Here is a 20,052-nt window from a genome sequence, read left to right as displayed (position 1 = left end):
CTGCCCGCTGCGGAGTGTGACGGTACAACCCGCCCTCGTGTCAAACGGCAAAAGCCCGCAACGGCCACTCGAACGGTAACCCGAGTCCAGCCATTCCTGCCGCCCGGACCGGCACGTCGGCTCTCCGGGCCCCGGATCAGACGCGGCCGAAGCACCACACCCCGAGGGCGAGGGACGCCGCGCCGAAGAGTGTCGCGAGGGCGACGGCCGTGGCGGGGCTCACTCCGTGTGCGACGGGCGCGCGGTGCAGCACGCGCGCTCCGGTCCAGAGCAGCAGCGCTGCCCCGAACAGCGCGAATGCCGTCCCCGCGAAGATCGCCGGCCCGCTCTCCATGCCTGTGTCCCGTCCTTCCCTCGTGCCGAGGTTCCCAGGAGGCCGAGGCTGACACCTCACGGCGTCATAGGCGCGAATTCCGGGTGAACGCCGCGTGGGTTCACCCACCCGGTCCCGGTGCCGGGTTCACCGGAGGCGGTGGCTCCTCTTACTTACCGACGCACTGGTGCTTCGCGCCGGGGTGTTTTCGCTGGGATGCACAGCACAAACCGAACATTGGCCGATTTCACCTCATGGAGCAGCGGCGCGAAGTCGACGACCCGACGGCCCCGACGGCCCCCGGGCAGTTCTAGCCTTCCCGTCCCGGCTCCGACGGCTCCAGCAGGTCCACCGGATCCACCAGGTCGACCGGGGTCAGGAAGCCCTCCCCCACCAGCAGCCGGATGGCCTGCGGCGTACGGTCGCGCAGCAGCACCGGGTCCTCGTCGATGAGCTGGGCGATGGCGTCCAGGATCCGCCCGGCGCTCAGGCTCCCGTCGCAGACTCCCGCGAAGCCCGCGCCGACCGTGTCGACCTTGGTGGCGCGCCGCATCCCACGGTTCTGACGCAGCACCACATGCTCGGGGTCCTCGGCTCCCGGCAGCCCGACCTGCTCCTGCACAACCTCCGGCGCGAGCCTGAAGTGGTCGGCGAGCAGGGCCGCGTCGTCGTGCGTACGCAGATAGTCCTGGCGCGCGAAATGCGCCCGCACGCTCTCACCGAGCGGCTGCTCGACGGGGTGCGGCCACTCCTCGGCGACAATTGACGGGCGCTCGGAACCGGACTTCCTGAGCGTGATCCAGCCAAAGCCGACCGCCTTGGTCTTCCGGGCCTCGAACTCGTCCAGCCACGCGTCGTACCGCGCCGCGTACTCGGTGGGGTCGCTGCGGTGATCGCCGCCGTCGCGCAGCCACAACTCCGCGTACTGCGTCACGTCCTGCACCTCACGCTGCACGATCCAGGCATCACAGCCGCGCGGCACCCAGGTGCGCAGCCGGTCCTGCCACTCCTCCCCCTCCACGTGCTGCCAGTTGGCGAGGAACTGCGCGTATCCCCCGTCGTTCAGCCTGGCTCCCGCCTGCTGAACGAGCGAGCGGCACAGATCGTCCCCGCCCATCCCGCCGTCCCGGTAGGTCAGCCGGGCGCCGGGAGAAATCACGAACGGCGGGTTCGACACGATCAGGTCGTACGTGTCGTCCCCGAGCGGATCGAAGAGCGAACCCTCGCGGAGATCGGCCTCCGGCGCCCCGGAGAGCGCGAGCGTCAGCCGGGTGAAGTGCAGGGCACGCGGGTTCAGATCGGTGGCTGTGACCCGGGTGGCGTGCTGCGCGGCGTGCAGTGCCTGGATCCCGGAGCCCGTGCCCAGGTCGAGCGCGGAGGAGACCGGCATACGGACGGTGATCCCGGCGAGCGTGGTGGACGCCCCGCCGACGCCGAGCACCACCCCCTCGCCCTGGCCGCCCGCACCGCCGGAGCCGCCGACCGCACAGCCCAGGTCGGAGACGATGAACCAGTCCTGGCCCTCGGGTCCGCCGTACGGCCGTACATCCACCGTGGCCTGCACGTCGTCGCCGTCGCGCACGACCCATCCGTCGGCCAGGCACTCCTCGAGGGGCAGCGCGGCCCGTACCTGCTCCTGCGGAACAGGCCGCTGGAGCAGGAAGAGCCGTACGAGCGTGTCGAGGACGCCGTCCCCGTCGGTGGCGCGCAGGGCGGGGACGGTCTCGCTGCGGGCGAGCGCCGCATACGCGGGGGCACCGAGCAGGTCGAGCAGCCCGTCGGCGGTGAAGGCGGCGGCGAGGAGGGCCTCGCGGAGCCGGGGCGAGTGGTCGGACACGGGAAGGCCTGCGGCGGGGCTGGTCGTACTCACCTGACCATTGTGGCGGCCGCCACTGACAAACGCCGCACGGCCCGGCTCCCCGAGCGGGGGACCGGGCCGTGCGGCTGTGCTGGGCCCGCTTGCGGCGCCCGCTTCCGGATCCGCACGGCAGCGGGTGGCCGGGGCGGACGTCGAGGCGGGTGTTCGGAGCGGGGCGTACGACCGGGCACTCGGAGCGCTGCGCACGACCGGGCGCAGGGCTCGGCGTAGCGCTCGGCGCAGGGCTCGGGCGTCAGAGCGTGGCGTACGGCTTGCCCGAGAGGGCCGGAGCGGCCTTCGCGGACGCCGAGCCGGACGGGGTCGACCCGGCCGCAGGGCTCGACGGGCGCGCCGTCTGGCAGCCGGGCTCCTTCGCCATCGCCTGGCCCAGCTCGCCGGACTGCAGCTTCCTCAGGGCGTCCTGGTCCATCTTCTCGATCTTCTTCAGACCGTCCGCGACACCCTGCAGACCGTCGGCGAACTTCTGCTGGTTCTTGGCATCGAGGGCGTCGACCTGCTTCTTCAGACCGAGGTACGCCGTGGCGGTGGCGTTGAGCTCGGTGACCGCGTCCTTCTGGAGCTTCTCGCCGTTGTCGACGGGCGGCGTACCGGCCCCCTGAACGGCGGCGGCCAGCGCCTTGTCCGCGTCGGCGATGTCCTGGAAGGCCTTCGAGTCGGCGGCCTTGATGTCGGCCGGCTTGCCGTCCGCCGCGGTCGAGACGATGGTCTGCTGGGCGTTGGCCCTCTTCTGGATCTGTGGCTGTGCCTGGTCACAGACCTTCTTGGCCCAGGTCCCCACCTTGTCGTCGCTGTCGTCACTGCTGCAGCCCGACAGCGCCAGTACCAGTACCGCACCGCCGGACAGCGCGGCCGCAAGCTTCTTGTTCACCGGATTGGTCCCTTCCAAGGCTCTCGGCCCCGGAACATACACGCCAAGTGGGCGACAACCGCATGCCGTACGCCCGACCCATGGCCTATTGCAGCCATTTGCACCAAGGGAGACAAGCCTCACCCGACACACGCAAACGGGCGGACAGCGCATCAATGCACGCTGTCCGCCCGCCTTTTGAGCAGGTGTTACGAAACCACCGCGGGATCGGGCGACTTCGAGCTCCGCTCCGCGGAGTTGTCTTCGTCACCCACCGCGATGCCGCGCCGCTTGGAGATGTACACGGCTCCGACGATGACGAGGATGGCGAGCACGGCCACCACCGCCCGTACTCCGGCGTTGGCATCGTCGCCGTAGCTGAACTGGACCACCGCGGGCGCGATGAGCAGCGCCACCAGGTTCATCACCTTCAGCAGCGGGTTGATGGCCGGTCCTGCGGTGTCCTTGAACGGATCACCGACGGTGTCGCCGATGACGGTCGCTGCATGGGCCTCACTGCCCTTGCCGCCGTGATGTCCGTCCTCGACGAGCTTCTTGGCGTTGTCCCACGCACCGCCGGAGTTGGCGAGGAAGACGGCCATCAGGGTGCCGGTGCCGATCGCGCCGGCGAGGAAGGAGCCGAGGGCCCCCACCCCGAGCGAGAAGCCGACCGCGATCGGGGTCAGTACGGCGAGCAGGCCCGGTGTGGCCAGCTCGCGCAGCGCGTCCTTGGTGCAGATGTCGACGACCCTCCCGTACTCCGGCTTCTCGGAGTAGTCCATGATCCCGGGGTGCTCGCGGAACTGCCGCCGCACCTCGTAGACCACGGCCCCGGCCGACCGGGAGACGGCGCTGATCGCCAGCCCCGAGAAGAGGAAGACGACCGCCGCGCCCAGGATCAGGCCCACCAGGTTGTTGGGCTGTGAGATGTCCATCACCAGGTTCATGGGAGCGCCGTCGCCGACCTTCTCGCCGACCTCCCTGGCCGCGGTCGCGATGGCGTCGCGGTACGAGCCGAAGAGCGCCGCTGCCGCGAGTACGGCGGTGGCGATGGCGATTCCCTTGGTGATGGCCTTGGTGGTGTTGCCGACGGCGTCGAGTTCGGTGAGCACCTGCGCGCCCGCGCCCGTGACGTCGCCGGACATCTCGGCGATGCCCTGGGCGTTGTCGGAGACAGGGCCGAAGGTGTCCATGGCGACGATGACGCCGACGGTGGTGAGCAGGCCGGTGCCGGCCAGTGCCACCGCGAAGAGCGCCAGCATGATCGACGTACCGCCGAGCAGGAACGCCCCGTACACGCCCAGGCCGATCAACAGCGCGGTGTAGACGGCGGATTCCAGACCGATGGAGATACCGGCCAGTACAACCGTCGCGGGTCCGGTCAGCGAGGACTTGCCGATGTCCCGCACGGGACGCCGGTTGGTCTCGGTGAAGTACCCCGTGAGCTGCTGGATCAGAGCGGCCAGCACGATGCCGATGGCGACGGCGATGACCGCCAGGACCCGCGGGTCCCCGCTGTGCGTCCGGATGGCGGCCTCGGTGACGCCCTCCAGCTCGGCGTACGAGCTCGGCAGGTAGGCGTAGACCGCCACGGCCACCAGGACGAGCGAGATGAACGCGGAGATGAAGAATCCGCGGTTGATGGCGGTCATCCCGCTGCGGTCGGCGCGCCGCGGGGCGACCGCGAAGATGCCGATCATCGCGGTGACCACGCCGATCGCCGGAACGATCAGCGGAAAAGCGAGTCCGGCGTCGCCGAATGCCGCCTTGCCGAGGATGAGCGCCGCCACGAGCGTGACGGCGTACGACTCGAAGAGGTCGGCCGCCATGCCCGCGCAGTCACCGACGTTGTCGCCCACGTTGTCGGCGATGGTCGCGGCGTTGCGCGGGTCGTCCTCGGGGATGCCCTGCTCGACCTTGCCGACCAGGTCGGCTCCGACGTCGGCGGCCTTGGTGAAGATGCCGCCGCCGACACGCATGAACATGGCAATCAGCGCGGCGCCGAGGCCGAAGCCCTCGAGCACCTTGGGTGCGTCGGCCGCGTAGACGAGAACCACGCAGGAGGCACCGAGCAGGCCGAGGCCCACCGTGAACATGCCGACCACGCCTCCCGTACGGAAAGCGATCTTCATTGCCTTGTGCGAGACAGCCGTCAGATCCTTTTCCGGCTCGCCCTCCGCCGGCGTTGCTTCACGCGCGGCCGCGGCCACGCGCACATTTGCTCGTACGGCAAGACGCATGCCGATGTATCCGGTGGCCGCCGAGAACAGCGCACCCACCAGGAAGAACACCGAACGTCCTGCTCGCTGCGACCAGTCGTCGGCCGGCAGCAGCAGAAGCAGGAAGAACACCACGACGGCAAAGATGCCGAGGGTGCGCAACTGCCGTGCCAGATAGGCATTTGCGCCCTCCTGCACGGCTGCCGCGATCTTCTTCATGGAATCGGTGCCCTCACCGGCTGCCAGCACCTGGCGCACCAGCAGCTGGGCGACGAACAGTGCCGCCACGGCCACTACGGCGATGACGATCACGATCAGCCGGTTGTCGGCGGTGAGTACCGCGGCTGCGAGAGAAGTGGGTTGATCGGACAGTTCTGGGTTGACGAGCCCCGCCATTCGTCCTCCTTGACGCTCAGAGCTCAAGATGTGGACGGATTGTAGGGAGCGGAACCTGATCAAAACAGGGCGCCACAAATGGAATTGACCTTCGCTTGCTACTCAGCAAATGATCGCGTCCCGAAAATCCCCCTGAAAGAGGTAACGGGGCAAAGGCATTGACGCTTGATCAACGATCTAGGAAAAAGGAAAAAGGCCCTGCTCAAGCAGGGCCTCTTCACTTCACATCACCACATGGAGATCAGAAAAATGATCAACAGATCGTCCGAGCAGTCAGGGCAGAACAATGGCCGGTGTCGTGGGCCAGCTCATCCGGATCACGCCACCGTCCTCGGTCGAGGAGACCTCCACATCGTCGACGAGGCCGCTGATGACCGCGAGCCCCATCTCGTCCTCGCCGTCGGAGTCCAGGTCCTCGTCCGAACCATTGCGCGCGCCGGGGACATCCGAGGCCCCACCGCTGCCGGCACTCGGAACCTCGTCCCCGACCTCGATGGAGAAGGTCTTCTCCTCCTCGGACAGCACGACCCGCACAGGGGCGGTGATGCCATGGCTGCGGTGCAGCCCGACGGCGCGGCTGCATGCCTCACCCACCGCGAGCCGGACCTCGTCCAGCACGGCCTCGTCGACTCCCGCCCGGCGAGCCACGGCAGCGGCCACCAGACGGGCCGTCCTGACGTGTTCGGGCTGGGCGCTGAAGCGGAGTTCAACGGTGGCCATGCGATCCCCCTCGGACGTACGGGCGTGCATCTCAGGGGCCCGGGCTGGATGCCCGGTACCCCTCACATCTTCCGGCAGTCTCCGGCCGACCGTCAGTCGGTGGCCGCGACAGCTTCGTCGACCGTGGTGTGGATGGGGAACACCTTGGTCAGACCTGTGATCCGGAAGATCTTGAGAATGCGCTCCTGGTTGCAGACGAGGCGCAGCGAGCCCTCATGCGCGCGTACGCGCTTCAGGCCGCCCACGAGGACGCCAAGACCGGTGGAGTCGAGGAAGTCCACGCCCTCCATGTCGACAACCAGGTGGTAGTTGCCGTCGTTCACCAACTCGACCAGCTGCTCGCGCAGCTTGGGCGCGGTATACACATCAATCTCGCCACCGACCTCGACGACCGTACGGTCGCCACCAGGGCCGGACACATTGCGAGTCGACAGGGACAGGTCCACGGATCCTCCAGCACCTTGCTATCGAGCGGCCGCCCTTCAGGTCTCCCCGACGGAGTCGGAGGACGGTCGCCAGCCGCGATGGCATTCAATCACTTACCAGCAGCCATGCACGACGCCTTGGGACCATTGTCCGTCACGCCGGTGACACACTCGGTGCCGATGGCCAAGAATTTCCGCCCCAGTCGACCTCCCGAGAGGGGGGAAACCCGCCCCTCCCCCGGTACGGTCCTCGACCGGCTCGCCGCAGGGGCGGGCAGGGCTGCGCGCATCACTCATACGGAGCACTTGCCCCCTAGGCCCGGTCGGCATGCCGTCTGGCCCGACCGCATCCGCCCAGAAGTGATCAACGCCATCCAGACGGCGGGCATCGAGCACCCCTGGGCCCACCAGGCAGCCGCCGCGGAGCACGCCCTGGACGGCGAATCCGTCGTCATCGCCACCGGCACCGCCTCCGGGAAGTCCCTGGCCTATCTCGCGCCCGTACTCACCGCCCTGCTCGACGGCTCCGAGGCCCCGAATGGACGCGGTACGACCGCCCTGTACCTGGCCCCCACCAAGGCCCTGGCCGCCGACCAGCGCCGTGCGGTGAAGGAGCTCGGCGCGCCGCTCGGCAACCGCATCCGCCCGGCGGTCTACGACGGCGACACGCCGGTAGAAGAACGCGAGTGGGTCAGGCAGTACGCCAATTACGTCCTCACCAACCCGGACATGCTGCACCGCGGGATACTTCCCTCCCACCCCCGCTGGGCCTCCTTTCTGCGCGCCCTGCGCTACGTCGTGATCGACGAGTGCCACACCTACCGGGGTGTCTTCGGCTCCCACGTCGCCCAGGTACTGCGGCGTCTTCGCCGTCTGTGCGCCCGCTACGGTGCGAACCCCGTCTTTCTCCTCGCCTCCGCCACCGCCGCGGAACCCGCCCAGGCCGCCGGCCGCCTCACCGGCCTGTCCGTGCGGGAGGTCGCCGACGACGCCTCACCCCGGGGCGAACTTGTGTTCGCCCTCTGGGAACCCCCGCTCACCGACCTCCACGGCGAGAAGGGCGCACCCGTCCGCCGCACCGCCACCGCCGAGACCGCCGACCTCCTGACCGATCTGACCGTGCAGGGAGTCCGCACAGTCGCCTTCGTACGCTCCCGGCGCGGCGCCGAGCTCATCTCCGTCATCGCCAAGGAACGCCTGGCCGAGGTCGACCGCTCCCTGCCGCAGCGGGTCGCCGCCTACCGGGGCGGCTATCTCCCCGAGGAGCGCCGCGCCCTGGAACGGGCCCTGCACTCCGGCGAGCTTCTCGGCCTCGCCGCCACCACCGCCCTGGAGCTCGGGGTCGACGTCGCGGGCCTGGACGCCGTCGTCATCGCCGGCTACCCCGGGACACGAGCCTCGCTGTGGCAGCAGGCGGGCCGCGCCGGCCGCTCGGGCCACGGCGCCCTGGCCGTCCTCGTCGCCCGCGACGACCCGCTGGACACCTTCCTCGTCCACCACCCCGAGGCGCTGTTCCAGCAGCCTGTGGAGTCCACGGTGCTCGACCCCGACAATCCCTACGTCCTCGCCCCCCATCTGTGCGCGGCCGCCGCCGAGCTCCCGCTCACGGAAGACGACCTTGAGCTCTTCGGCCCCGCCGTCCCCGAACTCCTGCCTCAGTTGGAAACGGCCGGCCTGCTGCGCCGCCGGGCCGCAGGCTGGTACTGGACCCGCCGCGAGCGGGCCGCCGACCTGACCGACATCCGGGGCGGTGGCGGCCGGCCCGTCCAGATCGTCGAGGCGGCCACCGGCCGGCTGCTGGGCACGGTCGACGCGTCTGCGGCCCACACCGCCGTCCACGACGGGGCCGTCCACCTCCACCAGGGGCGTACGTACCTGGTGAAGCACCTGGACCTGGAGGATTCGGCCGCCCTCGTCGAGGAGGCCGACCCGCCGTACTCCACGACCGCCCGCGACACCACCTCCATCTCCGTACTCGAGACCGATACCGAGATCCCGTGGGGTGACGGCCGCCTCTGCTACGGCTCTGTCGAGGTCACCAACCAGGTCGTGTCCTTCCTCCGCCGCAAACTCATCACCGGGGAGGTTCTCGGCGAGACCAAGCTCGATCTGCCGCCCCGCACCCTGCGTACCCGGGCCGTGTGGTGGACGGTCACCGAGGGCCAGCTGGACGCCGCCCGGGTCAACCCGGAGCAGCTGGGCGGGGCCCTGCACGCCGCCGAGCACGCCTCCATCGGGATGCTGCCGCTGTTCGCCACCTGCGACCGCTGGGACATCGGCGGGGTCTCCGTCCCGCTCCACCCGGACACGCTGCTGCCAACTGTTTTCGTGTACGACGGCCATCCGGGTGGCGCGGGCTTCGCCGAGCGGGCTTTCCACACCGCACGCGAGTGGCTCACCGCCACCCGTGAGGCCATCGCCTCCTGCGAGTGCGAAGCGGGCTGCCCGTCCTGCATCCAGTCCCCCAAGTGCGGCAACGGCAACGATCCGCTGCACAAGCGCGGCGCGGTCCGGCTCCTCACGGAACTGCTCCGGGAAGCTCCGGCGGCCCCGCCCGCGCCCTGACCGTCGGCGCGTACGGTCCCAGGCTCGCCTCGGCCGTCACGTCGGCGATCTCGCCGCGCACGGCACACCGCACCACCGCCGCACCCTGCGCCCGGGCCACATCGGCCGCTTTGGCGCAGGCTGCGGCCGTGCCCCGCAGCGCATGGTCGGCGGCTGCCAGTGCCGCCAGGTCCGCGGCGGCACCGGCCCTGTGGCGGGCCACCACCACCTGCCCCATGGCCAGCACGGCCGCGAAGACCGCACAGAGCACGGTCGCCGCCATGGCCACCCATACGGTCGCCGAACCACGCTCCCGGTTCACGGCGCCACCTCCGCGCCGTCCGCGCCGTTCCCGGACTCGGCCTCCCCGGTGTCCTGCACGGGTGCGCCCCGGCCGGCCGGCCCGTCCTGGCCCACGGTGTCCTCGGCGAGGGCAGCCGCCTCCGCGCTCAGCGTCAGGGCCAGGGCGCCCGGCCCCGGGGCCTTCGCCTCGACCCGCACCCGCCACAGGTCGCCCGCACGCCCCAGCGTGACCCGGGCGCCGCCCGGGGCCGCCGAGCGGGCGGCAGCCATTGCGGCCGCCTGTGGCTCCGACCTGGCCGCCGCACGTGCCCCGGCCCGGGCGGCATCCACGCACTGGATCTGCGCAGAGGCCGCCATGAGTGCCCAGACCAGGGCCATGGCGAACACCACCAGGGCCGGAACCGCGACCGCTGCCTCCGCCGTCACTGACCCCTTGTCGCGCACCTCGGAGTCGCGCACCTCCGCGGCGCGCACCTCGGAACTGAGGACTTCAGAACCCGGGACTACAGAACGCGGGAGTTCAGAACTGCGCATTGAGCGCCTTCCCGATCACCGACTGCAGCGCCCCCGAAACGGCCCCACTGGTGACGACCTTGTACAGGACGGCCGCGAAGGCACAGGCGGCGATCGTCCCCATCGCGTACTCGGACGTGGTCATCCCCTCGTCCCTACGCACCCTGCGCACCAGCCCGCGCAGCCATTCCCGCATCGGATTCCACATATCAACCCCCAAGAGATCTTGTTCAGTTGCCGTCGATTGCTGTCACCTGCCGTTCAGCAGGCCATCCGCCAGGCCGATCACCACCGGGGCCACCCCGACCGCCAGGAACGCGGGCAGGAAGCACAGCCCCACCGGAGCGGTGATCAGGACTTGCGCCCTGCGGCCATTGGCCGCAGCCGTCCGTGCCCGGTCCGCCCGGAAGCGCTCGGCCAGCCGGGACACAGGCTCCGACGCCGGAGCCCCCGTGGAATCGGCCCGCTCCAGACAGCGGGCCAGCGCCGCTGCACCCGGTATGCGCCCCAACGCCCCCCACGCCTGGGCCGGCTCACCCCCGAGCCGCAGCTCGGCGGCCACTCGCGCGAGCCGTTCGCCCACCGGCCCGCCCAGCGACTCCCCGACCGCCTCCGCCGCCTCCCGCGGACCGGCGCCCGCCGAGATGCAGGCAGCCAGCAGGTCGGCGGCGAGCGGCAGTTGACCTGCCGCCTCACTCCCCCCGGCCTCCGCACCGACGTCCATGCGCCGCTCACGTCTGCCCTGCCAGCGCCGTACGCCATACGCTCCGGCAAGCCCGACGAGGCCACCGATCACCCCGCCGACCAAGACGTAGCCGGTGATCACCGCTCCCACCGGCGCCACCCAGCGCCTCGCCCACGCCCCGTACCCCGGCCGCCACAACAGCCGTTGGCGCTCCATCGCCACCAGCGCCTCGATCCGCCTGCGCACCCGCCGCCGCCGCCGTCGCCCAGCGAACGCGAAGATCACGCAGGCCGCCAGAGCCAGCACGGACACCACCGCCCCCAGCCTGTGGACGACATCTCCACTCATGGCGCCCCCACTCATGCCTCCTCCCCGCTCCGTACGATCCGCCGCGCCCAGCAGATGCCCGCGGCCTCCAGCAACCCGCCGATCACCAGGCACACCGCACCCGCCGGGGTGTGCAGCAACACCCGGAGGGGATCGGCTCCCAGCGCCCAGCCCATCGCCAGGCCCACCACCGGGAGCAGCGCCAGCAGGCCTACCGTCGACCACGCACCCGCCAACTGGGCGCGCAGGTCCTCCCGTTGGTCCCGCTCCGCCCGCAGAGCCGCCTCCAGCCGGTCGAGCCCGGCGGCCAGACCGGCACCGCTGTCCACCGCCACCCGCCAGCACGCCGCGACCCCGGCCAGCCCGCCCGCACCCGGCTCCCGCGCCGCCTCCCGCAGCGCCTGAGGCACATCACCGCCGAACCGCGCCGCCGCCAGCACCGCGGCCGCCGCCCCGCCCAGCACTTCCGTGGACCTGGCGGCGAACAGCAGCGCCTGCCCCGGCTGCAGGCCCGCCCGGAGCTCACCCGCGACCGCACCGCACAAGGCGACAACCCCCTCGGCGCGCCGCTCCTGCTCCCGCCTTCGCTCCCGGGCCCGCAGCCATCGCCTCACCAAGGGCACCGCCGCCGCCCCCGCGATCAACGGCAGCACCGAATCGCCCAGGACGGCAAGGAACAGCGAGGCCGGCAGACACAGCCACTCCCGCCTCAGCCGCACCATCGGCAGCACTCGCTCCCACAGCCGCCACGGGGGCGCCTCCACCGCGCCGCCGCCGCCCGCGAGCAGCAGCCTCGCCCGCCGCAGGCCCCGGTCCTGGCCGACCATCAGCCACGCGAGCGCCCCCACACACACCGCAGCCGCGTACATGGGCTCACCGGCCATCGCAGTGCCCCCCGATCAGCAGCCGCAGCCGCTCCCAGCCCCGCTCGTACGCGAACGCCTGCGCTCCCCACCGCAGCGCGGGCACGGTCACCACCAACCCCGCCGCGTCCCGCTCCAGCACATGGATCTCGGCGATCCGCCGCTGCCCGCCCTTGTCCCGGACGAGATGGATCACCACCGAGAGGGCTGCCGCCAACTGGCTGTGCAGCGCCGCCCGGTCGAGCCCAGCCGCCGTCCCCAGCGCTTCCAGACGCGCCGGCACATCCGCCGCCGCATTGGCGTGCACGGTCCCGCATGTCGGGACGCACAAAAGATTGCAGTGGGCGTGTCTCTGACCTGGGCGCTGAAATCATTTGTGCGGTGACTTGAGTCACACCCGACGCACGAATGATTTCAGTGCGCTACACGCCCTCTGGGCGCAACCCGCGCCGGGGCCACTCTCCGTAGTCCTACGCTGAGTGGCCGCTGGGCTGTCGTCACAAGGGGTCCCGGTAGCTCCCGCCGGAAGAGCAACGCTAGGGAGTGGTCCGCAGGTCAGGGCGCGGGTTCCATCGCGGCCATCTGCTCGTTGTGCTCGCGGAGTATCCGCATGGCCGGTCGCGGGCGGCAGGTCCTGACCCTTCTTCGCGCCCTTGGTGATGACGAGCCGGGCGGCGATGTCGCGCAGACTCATCTCCTGCTCACGCAGGTGGAGGCCACAGAGAGCATGTGGTCTTCGGTAAGGCCCGCGCCCCCGATGGTCTTGCCGCGCTTGCGAGCAGGTGGCCTTCCAGGGCGCGGTCGCGGACGGGTACGCAGGCCATTGCTTCCGCATGGAAGTCGCCGTGGCACCACGCTTGCCTGGCGGCCACGAGAGGCCTCCGGGGCTGAGCGACCCACCCGTACGTGGGACATCCTTGTTCGAATTTGGGCCGCTAGCATTCCATCCACGCCGGGCCATGAAATTGCATCACGGGATTTCATGGGGCTTTCACCTGTGCAGTCTCGTGGCCGCGAGGAGGAAGGTAGAAAAAATGGGATTATCGAACAGAGAGGGTGCCTCTTCGATGCAGAACTTCACGAACGGTATGGCCGCTGACCTCATCCCGGGGCAATGGGTCAAGAGCCGCATGTCCGAAGCGAACGGCATGTGCATCGAGCTCGCCGAGCTCCCCCAGGGCCGCATCGCGATCCGTAACTCGACCGATCCCGCCGGGGCAGCGCTGATCGTCTCCAGCGCGGAGATGGAAGCGTTCATCGATGGCGCCAAGAAGGGCGAGTTCGACGCCCTCTGCACCCTCAACTAGGCATCGGCGTACATAAGTTCGGCCGCCACCTTCAGCTCGGGCGTGTCATCATGTGAATACGACTGCCCGTTGAAGGAGAAGGCGTGTCCCCGGATCCGATTCCGATCATCCGTCTGGCCCGGCGCACTGCCGGGCCAGACGCAACAAAGACAGCGGCCCACATCATGCTTGGACTTGCCGTCAAGGATTTGCGTGATAAGGCCGGCCTCACGCAGACAGCCCTGGCGAAAGCGATCCTCGTTTCGAACTCAACAATCAGCCGCCTGGAGAATGCGGAAACCACGCCCGAGCGGCGGACGGTCGAAGCGGTGATGAATCAACTGAAGCTCGACAGCCCGGCGCGGGACGAGCTGACGATGCTGCTCTCCCGCGCCGAGGAGCCGGAGTGGTTTCAGAGCAGGTTCGGTGACTTCACAGCCGAGTACCTGCGCCGGCTCCTCGGCCTTGAGTCCATGGCCATCGTGCTCACCACATATGACGTGCGCCTGGTGTCGGGCCTGTTGCAGACACCGGAGTACGCGAACTGCATCATCCGCACCGGCTTGCACATCAGCGAGTGGGACAGCCCGGAGATGGCAATGCGCGTCGCTCTGCGCCGGGAGCGCCAAGAGCGGGTTTTCGGCCAGGCCGACCCGCCACGCTGCGTATTCCTGATGGACGAGTCCGTCCTGCTCCGACGGGTCGGCCCCAACGAGGTGATGCTCGAGCAGATGCTCCACTTGCTTGAGATAGCTGACCTCCCTCACCTCACCCTCCGGTTCGTGCTCCTCGACCGCATGATCGCGGGCAACGAGGCATCGATGGCGGGCGGCATGGCCCACCTCCAGTTCGGCCGCGGCGGACTGCCCGACCTCGTCTACGTCGAGGGCTACGGCAAGGCCGACTACTACAACAAGCCCGCACGGAGCGCCGAGGAACGCACGAAGCCGTGGCCGACCAAGGACAACGAGTTCGAGCGGCACCTTCAGTTGCTCCTGCGCATCCAGGGTGAGGCGTGCGCTTCACCGGCGGACAGCCGGCGCATGCTGGAGGCAGCCGTCAAGCGGTACTCCTAGCCGGCGCCCCCGGGCCTACTCCCGGACGGCACCTTCCCCAGCCCGCCGAACTCCGTCCACTCGACGCTGCGTTGGCGCTGCTGGATCTCGGAGTCAGGTCGCCAGTCGGTCACATCGACGAGACCTGGCTCCTCTACGAGGAGCTTCTCGAAGATCTCCTCCACGTCCGCCTTCTCGCGAACCCTTCCCCAGTTGCCCCCGGTCTGGGTCCGCATGAGTTCGGTGACCTCGTCGCGGACCTTCGGGTCGTCGCTCACCAGCTGACACACAACGACGAAACTGCCCGGGACGAGCCTGTCGGCCACCCGCTCCACCAGAGCCTTGGGACCGGCACTGTCAGGCAGGCAGTGCAGCACGGAGACGAACAGGGCGGCCACCGGCTGGGTGAAGTCGATGAGCCGCGTGAAGTCCGGGTGACCGAAGATAGTGTCGGTGTCCGTCATGTCGACCGGCAGTAGCGCGGTGTTGTCGTTCTCATCCAGCAGAGACTGGCCCAGCGCCAGGACGACCGGATCGGTGTCGATATAGACGACCCGTGACTCGCGGTGGGCCTCCTGCGCGATCTGATGCACGTTCCGCTGGGTCGGGAGGCCGGAACCGAAGTCGATGAACTGCTTGATCCCGTGCTCCTCGGCCAGCACCCGGACCACACGCTGAAGGAACCACCGGTTGTTCAGAGCGATCTCACGCGACGTGGGCGCCACCTCCAGCAATAACTGGCAGGCAACCCGGTCTACTTCGAAATTATTGCTGCCACCCAGCAGCCAGTCGTACATCCGCGCCGCACTCGGCACCGACAAATCGACATGCTTTCTCTCCACCAACGGCCCGTCCCCTAACCGATTCCGCCCCGATCGGAGTGAAGTTGCCCATCCTAGAAGGGCAGCACGCAACTGCACCACCGCCGGTACGGGTGAAGGGTGGCACAAGCTGGCAGAAAGTGGCGCATCCGAGCGAGCGTGGCCAGAGAGCGAATATGCCGGAGGAATTCACAGGTGAGTCAGAGGCGCCTCCCCTCGACGAGATACGGCAGCGCGCGCTGCGCGACAGTGAGGGCCGCTTCGATCGTGGGCGATTCGGCACCCATCAGCTCGGCCGCCTCGTCGACGTCAAAGCCAAGTCGGCAGCACAGCACCACGCTGTCGGCGCACCCGTCCGGAAGCTGTCCGTACAACGCGGTCAGGGCCGGATCGTGCGGCGCGGTGCGGTCGGCCTGCCAGCCCACCCGAAGGCGAAGTTCCTGCCAGACCTCGGCCGCGGGGCAGGGCTGGCTCAACAACCAGCCCCAGCGCTCCCGGGCGGATATCAGCGTGGTGCTTACAACGGCCGAAGAACCCACCTCAGCAGGCAGGCGAGCTCCGGCGTAGCGCATGTAGCGCGGCCGGTTCCGTTCGACGAAGGCCGCGAACCCCAGGTCCGCGGCCACCGCAGCAACCGTCGTCGGCACGGGGTAGCGAATGGGGAGACCGCTCTGCGGCACAGCGGAACGAGGGGAGAAGAGAATGAGGGCTCCTCAAGGGCGCGGGACCGCTGCGCCGGCCCCTGTGCTCAATGCCGCATGTACAGGCGGCAAAGGGAATGGGCCTCGCGCTCAATGGGAACGCGAGGCCGAAATGCCCAGGGCTACTCGCCCAGGCCCCAGCTGAAGTGGACACCGGCATGCCAGGCGAAGCCGAGCATGGTGACGATGAAGGCGGACTGGACCGTGTCAACTGCGGTGCCGGAGACCACGGTCCACGTGAGGACGAAGGCGGCGAGAACAGCACTCAGCCGCACCGCTACATGGCCTCCCGGGTCGGCGTGAATCCCCACGGGGACAATATTGAAACTGGTACCGTTAAATTGCCCGGAGGGCAGCTGCAGGCGCCCTCGGCGAATCGGTTCGATCATTTGTTTGTTTCCTTGTCGATCTGTTCGTCCCCGGGGACGTGGATGCACACTTCCCGGGCGGGCCCTCGAGCGGGCCTGAAAGGAAACTACCGCGCCGAACAGGGGGGCTGGCCCCTCAAGCCCCTCTATGCAAAGTCATTTTTGCGCACATAGCATTGCGATCATCAGGGGTCGATTTCCGTCATGCTTCGATCCTCACTGGCGGCGAAGAGACAATTCAATGCATCCTCGATCACATTCGATCAGCGCGCCGTCGGGGTATTTCGTACCGCTTCCCGAGCTGCCGAGCCCCGTCGCCTCCCGGGTGAGCCCGGGAGGCGCGTCGGCCCGCTTCCGGTCGGCCTTCAGGTAGAGGCTCATTCTTCGGCGGCACAGGGTGTGGATCTAGGGTGCGTTTTGAAAGTGCTGGTCACAGCCACTCGTTGATGGCTGCGATCGGCACGGTCGCTTCGTAGCGGACGGCGAGCTTGTCGTATCTCGTGGCGACCGCGCGGTGGCGTTTGAGGCGATTGATTCCGCATTCCACCGCGTGGCGCTCCTTGTAGTCGGCCTTGTCGAACGTGGGTGGCCGGCCACCCTGGGAGCCGCGTTTCTTGCGGTTGGCGATCTGGTCGCGCTTCTCCGGGATGGTGCATCGGATACCGCGCTTGCGCAGGTAGGCGCGGTTCGCGCGGGACCCGTACGCCTTGTCGGCGCGGACCTTGTCCGGCCGGGTGCGCGGGCGGCCCGGCCCGAGCCTGGGCACCCGGATACGCCCCAGGACCACCTCGAACTGCGGGGAGTCGCCGCGATGTCCGGCCGTGATGACCAGCGACATCGGTTTCTGGGCCTGCTCGACCGCCAGGTGGAGCTTGGTGGTCAGCCCGCCCCGGGAGCGTCCGAGCCCGTGGTCCTCGGGCTCGGTGAAGACACCACCCGGCGGCTCGATCTGCAGATTGCGAGCACCAGCCGCATGCTGGTGGGCGCGGGCGATGGTCGAGTCCACCGAGACGTCCCAGGTGATCAGTCCTTCGGCGTCGGCCTGAGCCTGCAGTTGCTCGAAGATACGGTGCCAGGTGCCATCCCGCTGCCAGCGCCGGAACAGGCCGTAGACCGTTTCCCACGGGCCGTACCGCTCGGGCACGTCCCGCCAGGGAGCACCGGCGCGGGTGCGCCAGCGTATGCCGTCTATCAACTGCCGCTTGGTGTGCACCGGCGGCCGGCCAGGCTTCTTGCCGACCGGGAGCAAGGGCTCCAGCTTCGTCCACTGCGCATTCGTCAGATCGTGCCGCCCCATGAAGTGGATCTTGACACATCAAGATCCACTTCTGAAACGCACCCTAGTACTGCAACGGTCTTTGCTCTGATGGTTTGTTGGCTTCTGGTGGTGTGTGGCCGCGTCGTTTGTAGTGGCTGATGCGGGCTTGGTGTTGTCGTCTGCGGCGCCAGTGTGACCAGTGCAGGACGTGGTCGGTGCTTGGGCGGGGTCGAGTGAGGCGGGTGATCAGGCGTCTGAGTTCGGGGAGGGTCAGGGGTATGAGCTGGGAGGATCCGTTTCTGCTTTCCCGGTGTCGAGTTCACGGGCCCGCAGGACGGTGAGGCAGGCGTGTGCGGCCATGGCCAGGGTGATGTGGCGGTGCCAGCCGTCGTAGCGGCGGACCTGGTAGTCGTCCAGGCCGCACTCCTGCTTCGCGGTCTGGAAGCACTCCTCGACCGCCCACCGGCTGCCCGCGATGCGGATCAGCTCGTCGAGTGTGGTGTCGGCCGGGCAGTAGGCGATGTAGTAGGAGATCTCCTCGGGCCGGCGGACACTTCGGCGGGCGATCACCCAGTGACGACGGTCCTCGCGGTGCCAGGGACGGACCTCGACCCTCGCCCAGTCGTAGACCCTCGGGCCGTGGGCGCCGTTGCCGCAGGAACGGCGCTTCCACTTCTGCCGGGACAGCCCGGGAAACAGATCGTGAACGGGGTGGTCCATGGCCCAGCGGGTGACGACGGTGTCATGCCGGGTGGTGGCCATCACGTGGAAGACATCCGCCCGCTCCAGCTCAGAACGCCAGCCCTTGGAGAAGCCGTAGGCGGCGTCGGCGGTCACCCACCGGAACGGGATCCGGTCCGTGATCGCCCGGCGGACCATGGCCTTGGCCATCACCACTTTCGTCTCGAAGGCGACCGTGTCGTCGATGCCCGCGGCCCGGCACCGGTCGCGGTCATCGGTCCATGAGGTGGGCAGATAGAGGCGGCGGTCGATCAATGTGCGGCCGCGTCCGCCGGCATAGGCGAGGAAGACCCCGATCTGGGAGTTCTCCGTCCGGCCGGCGGTTCCGGAGTATTGGCGCTGGACCCCGGCCGAGCGGATGCCCTTCTTCAGGAACCCGGTGTCGTCCACGATCAGCACCGCATCCGGATCGCCGAGGTGCTCGACGACGTAGTCCCGCACGTCGTCCAGGACTTCGTCCGCGCTCCAGTCGATCCGGTTCAGCAGCCGGTGGATCCGGTCCGGGCCGCCATGCCCGGCCTCCTCGGCAAGCGTCCAGCCGTTCTTCCGCTCCAGCGGAGCTATCAGCCCCCGCATATAGGCGAGAGCCGACTCCCGCGGCTCCGACCTGGAGAAACGGTGCACGAACCGCTCGTGCAAGGCCTTCAGTTCACCGGCCCACGACCGGGCATCAGCAAGTTCCCCACCCATGACCTGATAAACGACCGACCTGCCCAACCGTCACGGCAAGCACCGTTGCAGTACTAGGGCCTGTATCTGGTTGTGATCAGAGGGTGGTTCGCGTGAGGTCCTTGATCCAGATCATGGAGGCACGAAGATGCAGGCCGGCGAGGTAGCTTTCGGGCCTCTTGTCGTAGCGGGTCGCGATGCCCCGCCAGGCTTTCAGCTTGTTGATCAGGCGCTCGACGGTGTTCCTCTCCTTGTAGAGGTCGATGTCGTGGCCGACGGGCCGACCACCCCGGCTGCCCTTCTTCTCCGGGATGACCGCCTTGATCTGGCGTCTTCGCAGGTAGGCGCGGTTGCCGCGGGACGAGTACGCCTTGTCCCCGGCCACCGCGTCGCGCCGGGTGCGGGGACGACCGACGGGTCCGCGGACCCTTACCTTCTTCAGGACGGGGATGAACTGCGGGCTGTCGGCGGCCTGTCCAGCGGTCAGGATGAGCGCGAGCGGACGGCACTTGCGGTCGGAAGCGAGGTGGACCTTGCTGGTCTGTCCGCCGCGCGAGCGCCCGAGCAGAGCGGCCCTCAGCCGGAGTCGGTGTCGCCTTCGCAGGCGGCGTCGCTCCTCCCGGGCGGGGTCACTGTCGGCGGATCGCCCGTCTTGTCCTTGCTCATCGCCCCCTTTGACTGGGTCTTCTCCTCCTCGGCGGCCTTCTCCAGGGCGGTGAGCACCTCCTCGTCGAGCTGCACCCCGGCGGCGTCGTGGTGGGCGCGGGTAGTGGTGGAGTCCACGCTGACCAGCGACAAGTCCACCTCGCCGCGCTTGGCGGCCTCGGCTGTCAGACCCTCCAGCAGGGCCTCGAAGACACCGGCGTCCCGCCACTGCCTGAAGCGGTTGTGCACGGTGGACCAGGCGCCGAACTCGGTCGGCATCTCCCGCCACTGCCCGCCCGTCTTGAAGCGCCAGATCACGCCCTCGAACTGCTGCCGCAGCCGCTCGGGATACGGGCCAAACCTGCCGATCGGCAAGTACGGCTCGATGAACTCCCATGCTTCGTCGGTGAGTTGCGCCCGCGTCATGCACGACGATCTACCAGATCGCGGCACAGGACGCAGGCGTCCCCACAG

The 20,052-nt window shown here is 69.0% G+C and carries 20 protein-coding genes and 2 pseudogenes; 3 read left to right on the top strand and 19 right to left on the bottom strand.

The genetic code is table 11. The features are described 5' to 3' along the window. Positions 1 to 136: 136 nt before the first annotated feature. The 6 genes from OG883_RS00110 to OG883_RS00085 form a co-directional block, all read right to left on the bottom strand. Positions 137 to 334, bottom strand: coding sequence for a hypothetical protein (locus OG883_RS00110; protein WP_266533157.1), 198 nt, complete (start codon positions 332 to 334; stop codon positions 137 to 139). A gap of 289 nt (positions 335 to 623) precedes the next feature. Further along, the gene (locus OG883_RS00105) at positions 624 to 2,183 is read right to left on the bottom strand and encodes a class I SAM-dependent methyltransferase (protein ID WP_266533155.1); all 1,560 of its coding nucleotides are present in this window, start codon (positions 2,181 to 2,183) and stop codon (positions 624 to 626) included. Positions 2,184 to 2,424: 241 nt separating this feature from the next. After that, positions 2,425 to 3,060: a small secreted protein gene (locus tag OG883_RS00100; RefSeq protein ID WP_266533152.1), complete on the bottom strand. Its 636-nt coding sequence runs from the start codon at positions 3,058 to 3,060 to the stop codon at positions 2,425 to 2,427. A gap of 188 nt (positions 3,061 to 3,248) precedes the next feature. Next, a complete protein-coding gene (locus tag OG883_RS00095; RefSeq protein WP_266533151.1) occupies positions 3,249 to 5,654 on the bottom strand; it encodes a sodium-translocating pyrophosphatase in 2,406 nt (801 codons plus the stop codon). Positions 5,655 to 5,927: 273 nt separating this feature from the next. Next, positions 5,928 to 6,374: an ATP-binding protein gene (locus OG883_RS00090; RefSeq protein WP_266533148.1), complete on the bottom strand. Its 447-nt coding sequence runs from the start codon at positions 6,372 to 6,374 to the stop codon at positions 5,928 to 5,930. 92 nt (positions 6,375 to 6,466) lie between these two features. Next, positions 6,467 to 6,820, bottom strand: a complete 354-nt coding sequence (locus OG883_RS00085) for an STAS domain-containing protein (protein ID WP_266533145.1) — start codon at positions 6,818 to 6,820, stop codon at positions 6,467 to 6,469. Between the two features lie 78 nt (positions 6,821 to 6,898). Between OG883_RS00085 and OG883_RS00080 the strand changes: the two genes are divergently transcribed. Then, entirely contained in the window at positions 6,899 to 9,364 is a 2,466-nt protein-coding gene (locus OG883_RS00080) for a DEAD/DEAH box helicase (RefSeq protein ID WP_266533143.1), read from the top strand. Here the strand turns inward: OG883_RS00080 and OG883_RS00075 are convergent. The 6 genes and pseudogenes from OG883_RS00075 to OG883_RS00050 form a co-directional block, all read right to left on the bottom strand. Next, positions 9,318 to 9,665: an Rv3654c family TadE-like protein gene (locus OG883_RS00075; protein ID WP_323180852.1), complete on the bottom strand. Its 348-nt coding sequence runs from the start codon at positions 9,663 to 9,665 to the stop codon at positions 9,318 to 9,320. The two genes, OG883_RS00080 and OG883_RS00075, sit on opposite strands and share 47 nt — an antisense overlap. Next, entirely contained in the window at positions 9,662 to 10,120 is a 459-nt protein-coding gene (locus OG883_RS00070; RefSeq protein WP_266533141.1) for a TadE family type IV pilus minor pilin, read from the bottom strand. Before OG883_RS00070 ends, OG883_RS00075 begins: the two co-directional genes overlap by 4 nt. A 46-nt stretch (positions 10,121 to 10,166) precedes the next feature. Beyond that, positions 10,167 to 10,367, bottom strand: coding sequence for a DUF4244 domain-containing protein (locus OG883_RS00065; protein ID WP_323180851.1), 201 nt, complete (start codon positions 10,365 to 10,367; stop codon positions 10,167 to 10,169). A 42-nt stretch (positions 10,368 to 10,409) separates the two neighbouring features. Next, the gene (locus OG883_RS00060; RefSeq protein WP_266533138.1) at positions 10,410 to 11,207 is read right to left on the bottom strand and encodes a type II secretion system F family protein; all 798 of its coding nucleotides are present in this window, start codon (positions 11,205 to 11,207) and stop codon (positions 10,410 to 10,412) included. Continuing rightward, on the bottom strand, positions 11,204 to 12,040 hold the full coding sequence (locus OG883_RS00055; RefSeq protein WP_266541114.1) for a type II secretion system F family protein: 837 nt from the start codon (positions 12,038 to 12,040) through the stop codon (positions 11,204 to 11,206). Before OG883_RS00055 ends, OG883_RS00060 begins: the two co-directional genes overlap by 4 nt. A 4-nt stretch (positions 12,041 to 12,044) precedes the next feature. Then, a pseudogene (locus OG883_RS00050) lies at positions 12,045 to 12,350 on the bottom strand (secretion protein); the annotation flags it as partial. Positions 12,351 to 13,101: 751 nt separating this feature from the next. Between OG883_RS00050 and OG883_RS00045 the strand changes: the two are divergent. Together OG883_RS00045 and OG883_RS00040 are read left to right on the top strand one after the other, a co-directional pair. Next, positions 13,102 to 13,341 carry a DUF397 domain-containing protein gene (locus OG883_RS00045; protein WP_266533135.1) on the top strand — a complete coding sequence of 80 codons (240 nt, stop codon included), beginning with the start codon at positions 13,102 to 13,104 and terminating at the stop codon, positions 13,339 to 13,341. Positions 13,342 to 13,505: 164 nt separating this feature from the next. Beyond that, a complete protein-coding gene (locus tag OG883_RS00040) occupies positions 13,506 to 14,396 on the top strand; it encodes a helix-turn-helix transcriptional regulator (RefSeq protein WP_266533132.1) in 891 nt (296 codons plus the stop codon). Here the strand turns inward: OG883_RS00040 and OG883_RS00035 are convergent. From OG883_RS00035 to OG883_RS00005, 7 genes and pseudogenes are all read right to left on the bottom strand, one after another. After that, positions 14,393 to 15,217 carry an SAM-dependent methyltransferase gene (locus OG883_RS00035; protein ID WP_266541112.1) on the bottom strand — a complete coding sequence of 275 codons (825 nt, stop codon included), beginning with the start codon at positions 15,215 to 15,217 and terminating at the stop codon, positions 14,393 to 14,395. The two genes, OG883_RS00040 and OG883_RS00035, sit on opposite strands and share 4 nt — an antisense overlap. Before the next feature lie 179 nt (positions 15,218 to 15,396). Next, positions 15,397 to 15,822 carry a hypothetical protein gene (locus tag OG883_RS00030; RefSeq protein WP_266533129.1) on the bottom strand — a complete coding sequence of 142 codons (426 nt, stop codon included), beginning with the start codon at positions 15,820 to 15,822 and terminating at the stop codon, positions 15,397 to 15,399. A gap of 197 nt (positions 15,823 to 16,019) precedes the next feature. Beyond that, a complete protein-coding gene (locus OG883_RS00025) occupies positions 16,020 to 16,208 on the bottom strand; it encodes a hypothetical protein (protein WP_266533127.1) in 189 nt (62 codons plus the stop codon). Positions 16,209 to 16,481: 273 nt separating this feature from the next. Then, complete coding sequence (locus OG883_RS00020; protein ID WP_266533125.1) at positions 16,482 to 16,646, bottom strand: hypothetical protein; 165 nt, start codon at positions 16,644 to 16,646, stop codon at positions 16,482 to 16,484. Positions 16,647 to 16,695: 49 nt separating this feature from the next. Further along, positions 16,696 to 17,562: an IS5 family transposase gene (locus tag OG883_RS00015; protein ID WP_266533123.1), complete on the bottom strand. Its 867-nt coding sequence runs from the start codon at positions 17,560 to 17,562 to the stop codon at positions 16,696 to 16,698. Positions 17,563 to 17,793: 231 nt separating this feature from the next. Then, entirely contained in the window at positions 17,794 to 18,954 is a 1,161-nt protein-coding gene (locus OG883_RS00010; protein WP_266533120.1) for an IS701 family transposase, read from the bottom strand. A 76-nt stretch (positions 18,955 to 19,030) separates the two neighbouring features. After that, a pseudogene (locus OG883_RS00005) lies at positions 19,031 to 20,004 on the bottom strand (IS5 family transposase). Positions 20,005 to 20,052 lie beyond the last annotated feature (48 nt).

This window comes from Streptomyces sp. NBC_01142 (genome assembly GCF_026341125.1).
Taxonomy (GTDB): Bacteria; Actinomycetota; Actinomycetes; order Streptomycetales; family Streptomycetaceae; genus Streptomyces.
The sequence above is the reverse complement of the archived record's forward strand: the minus strand, read 5'-3'. Positions and strand labels throughout refer to the sequence as shown.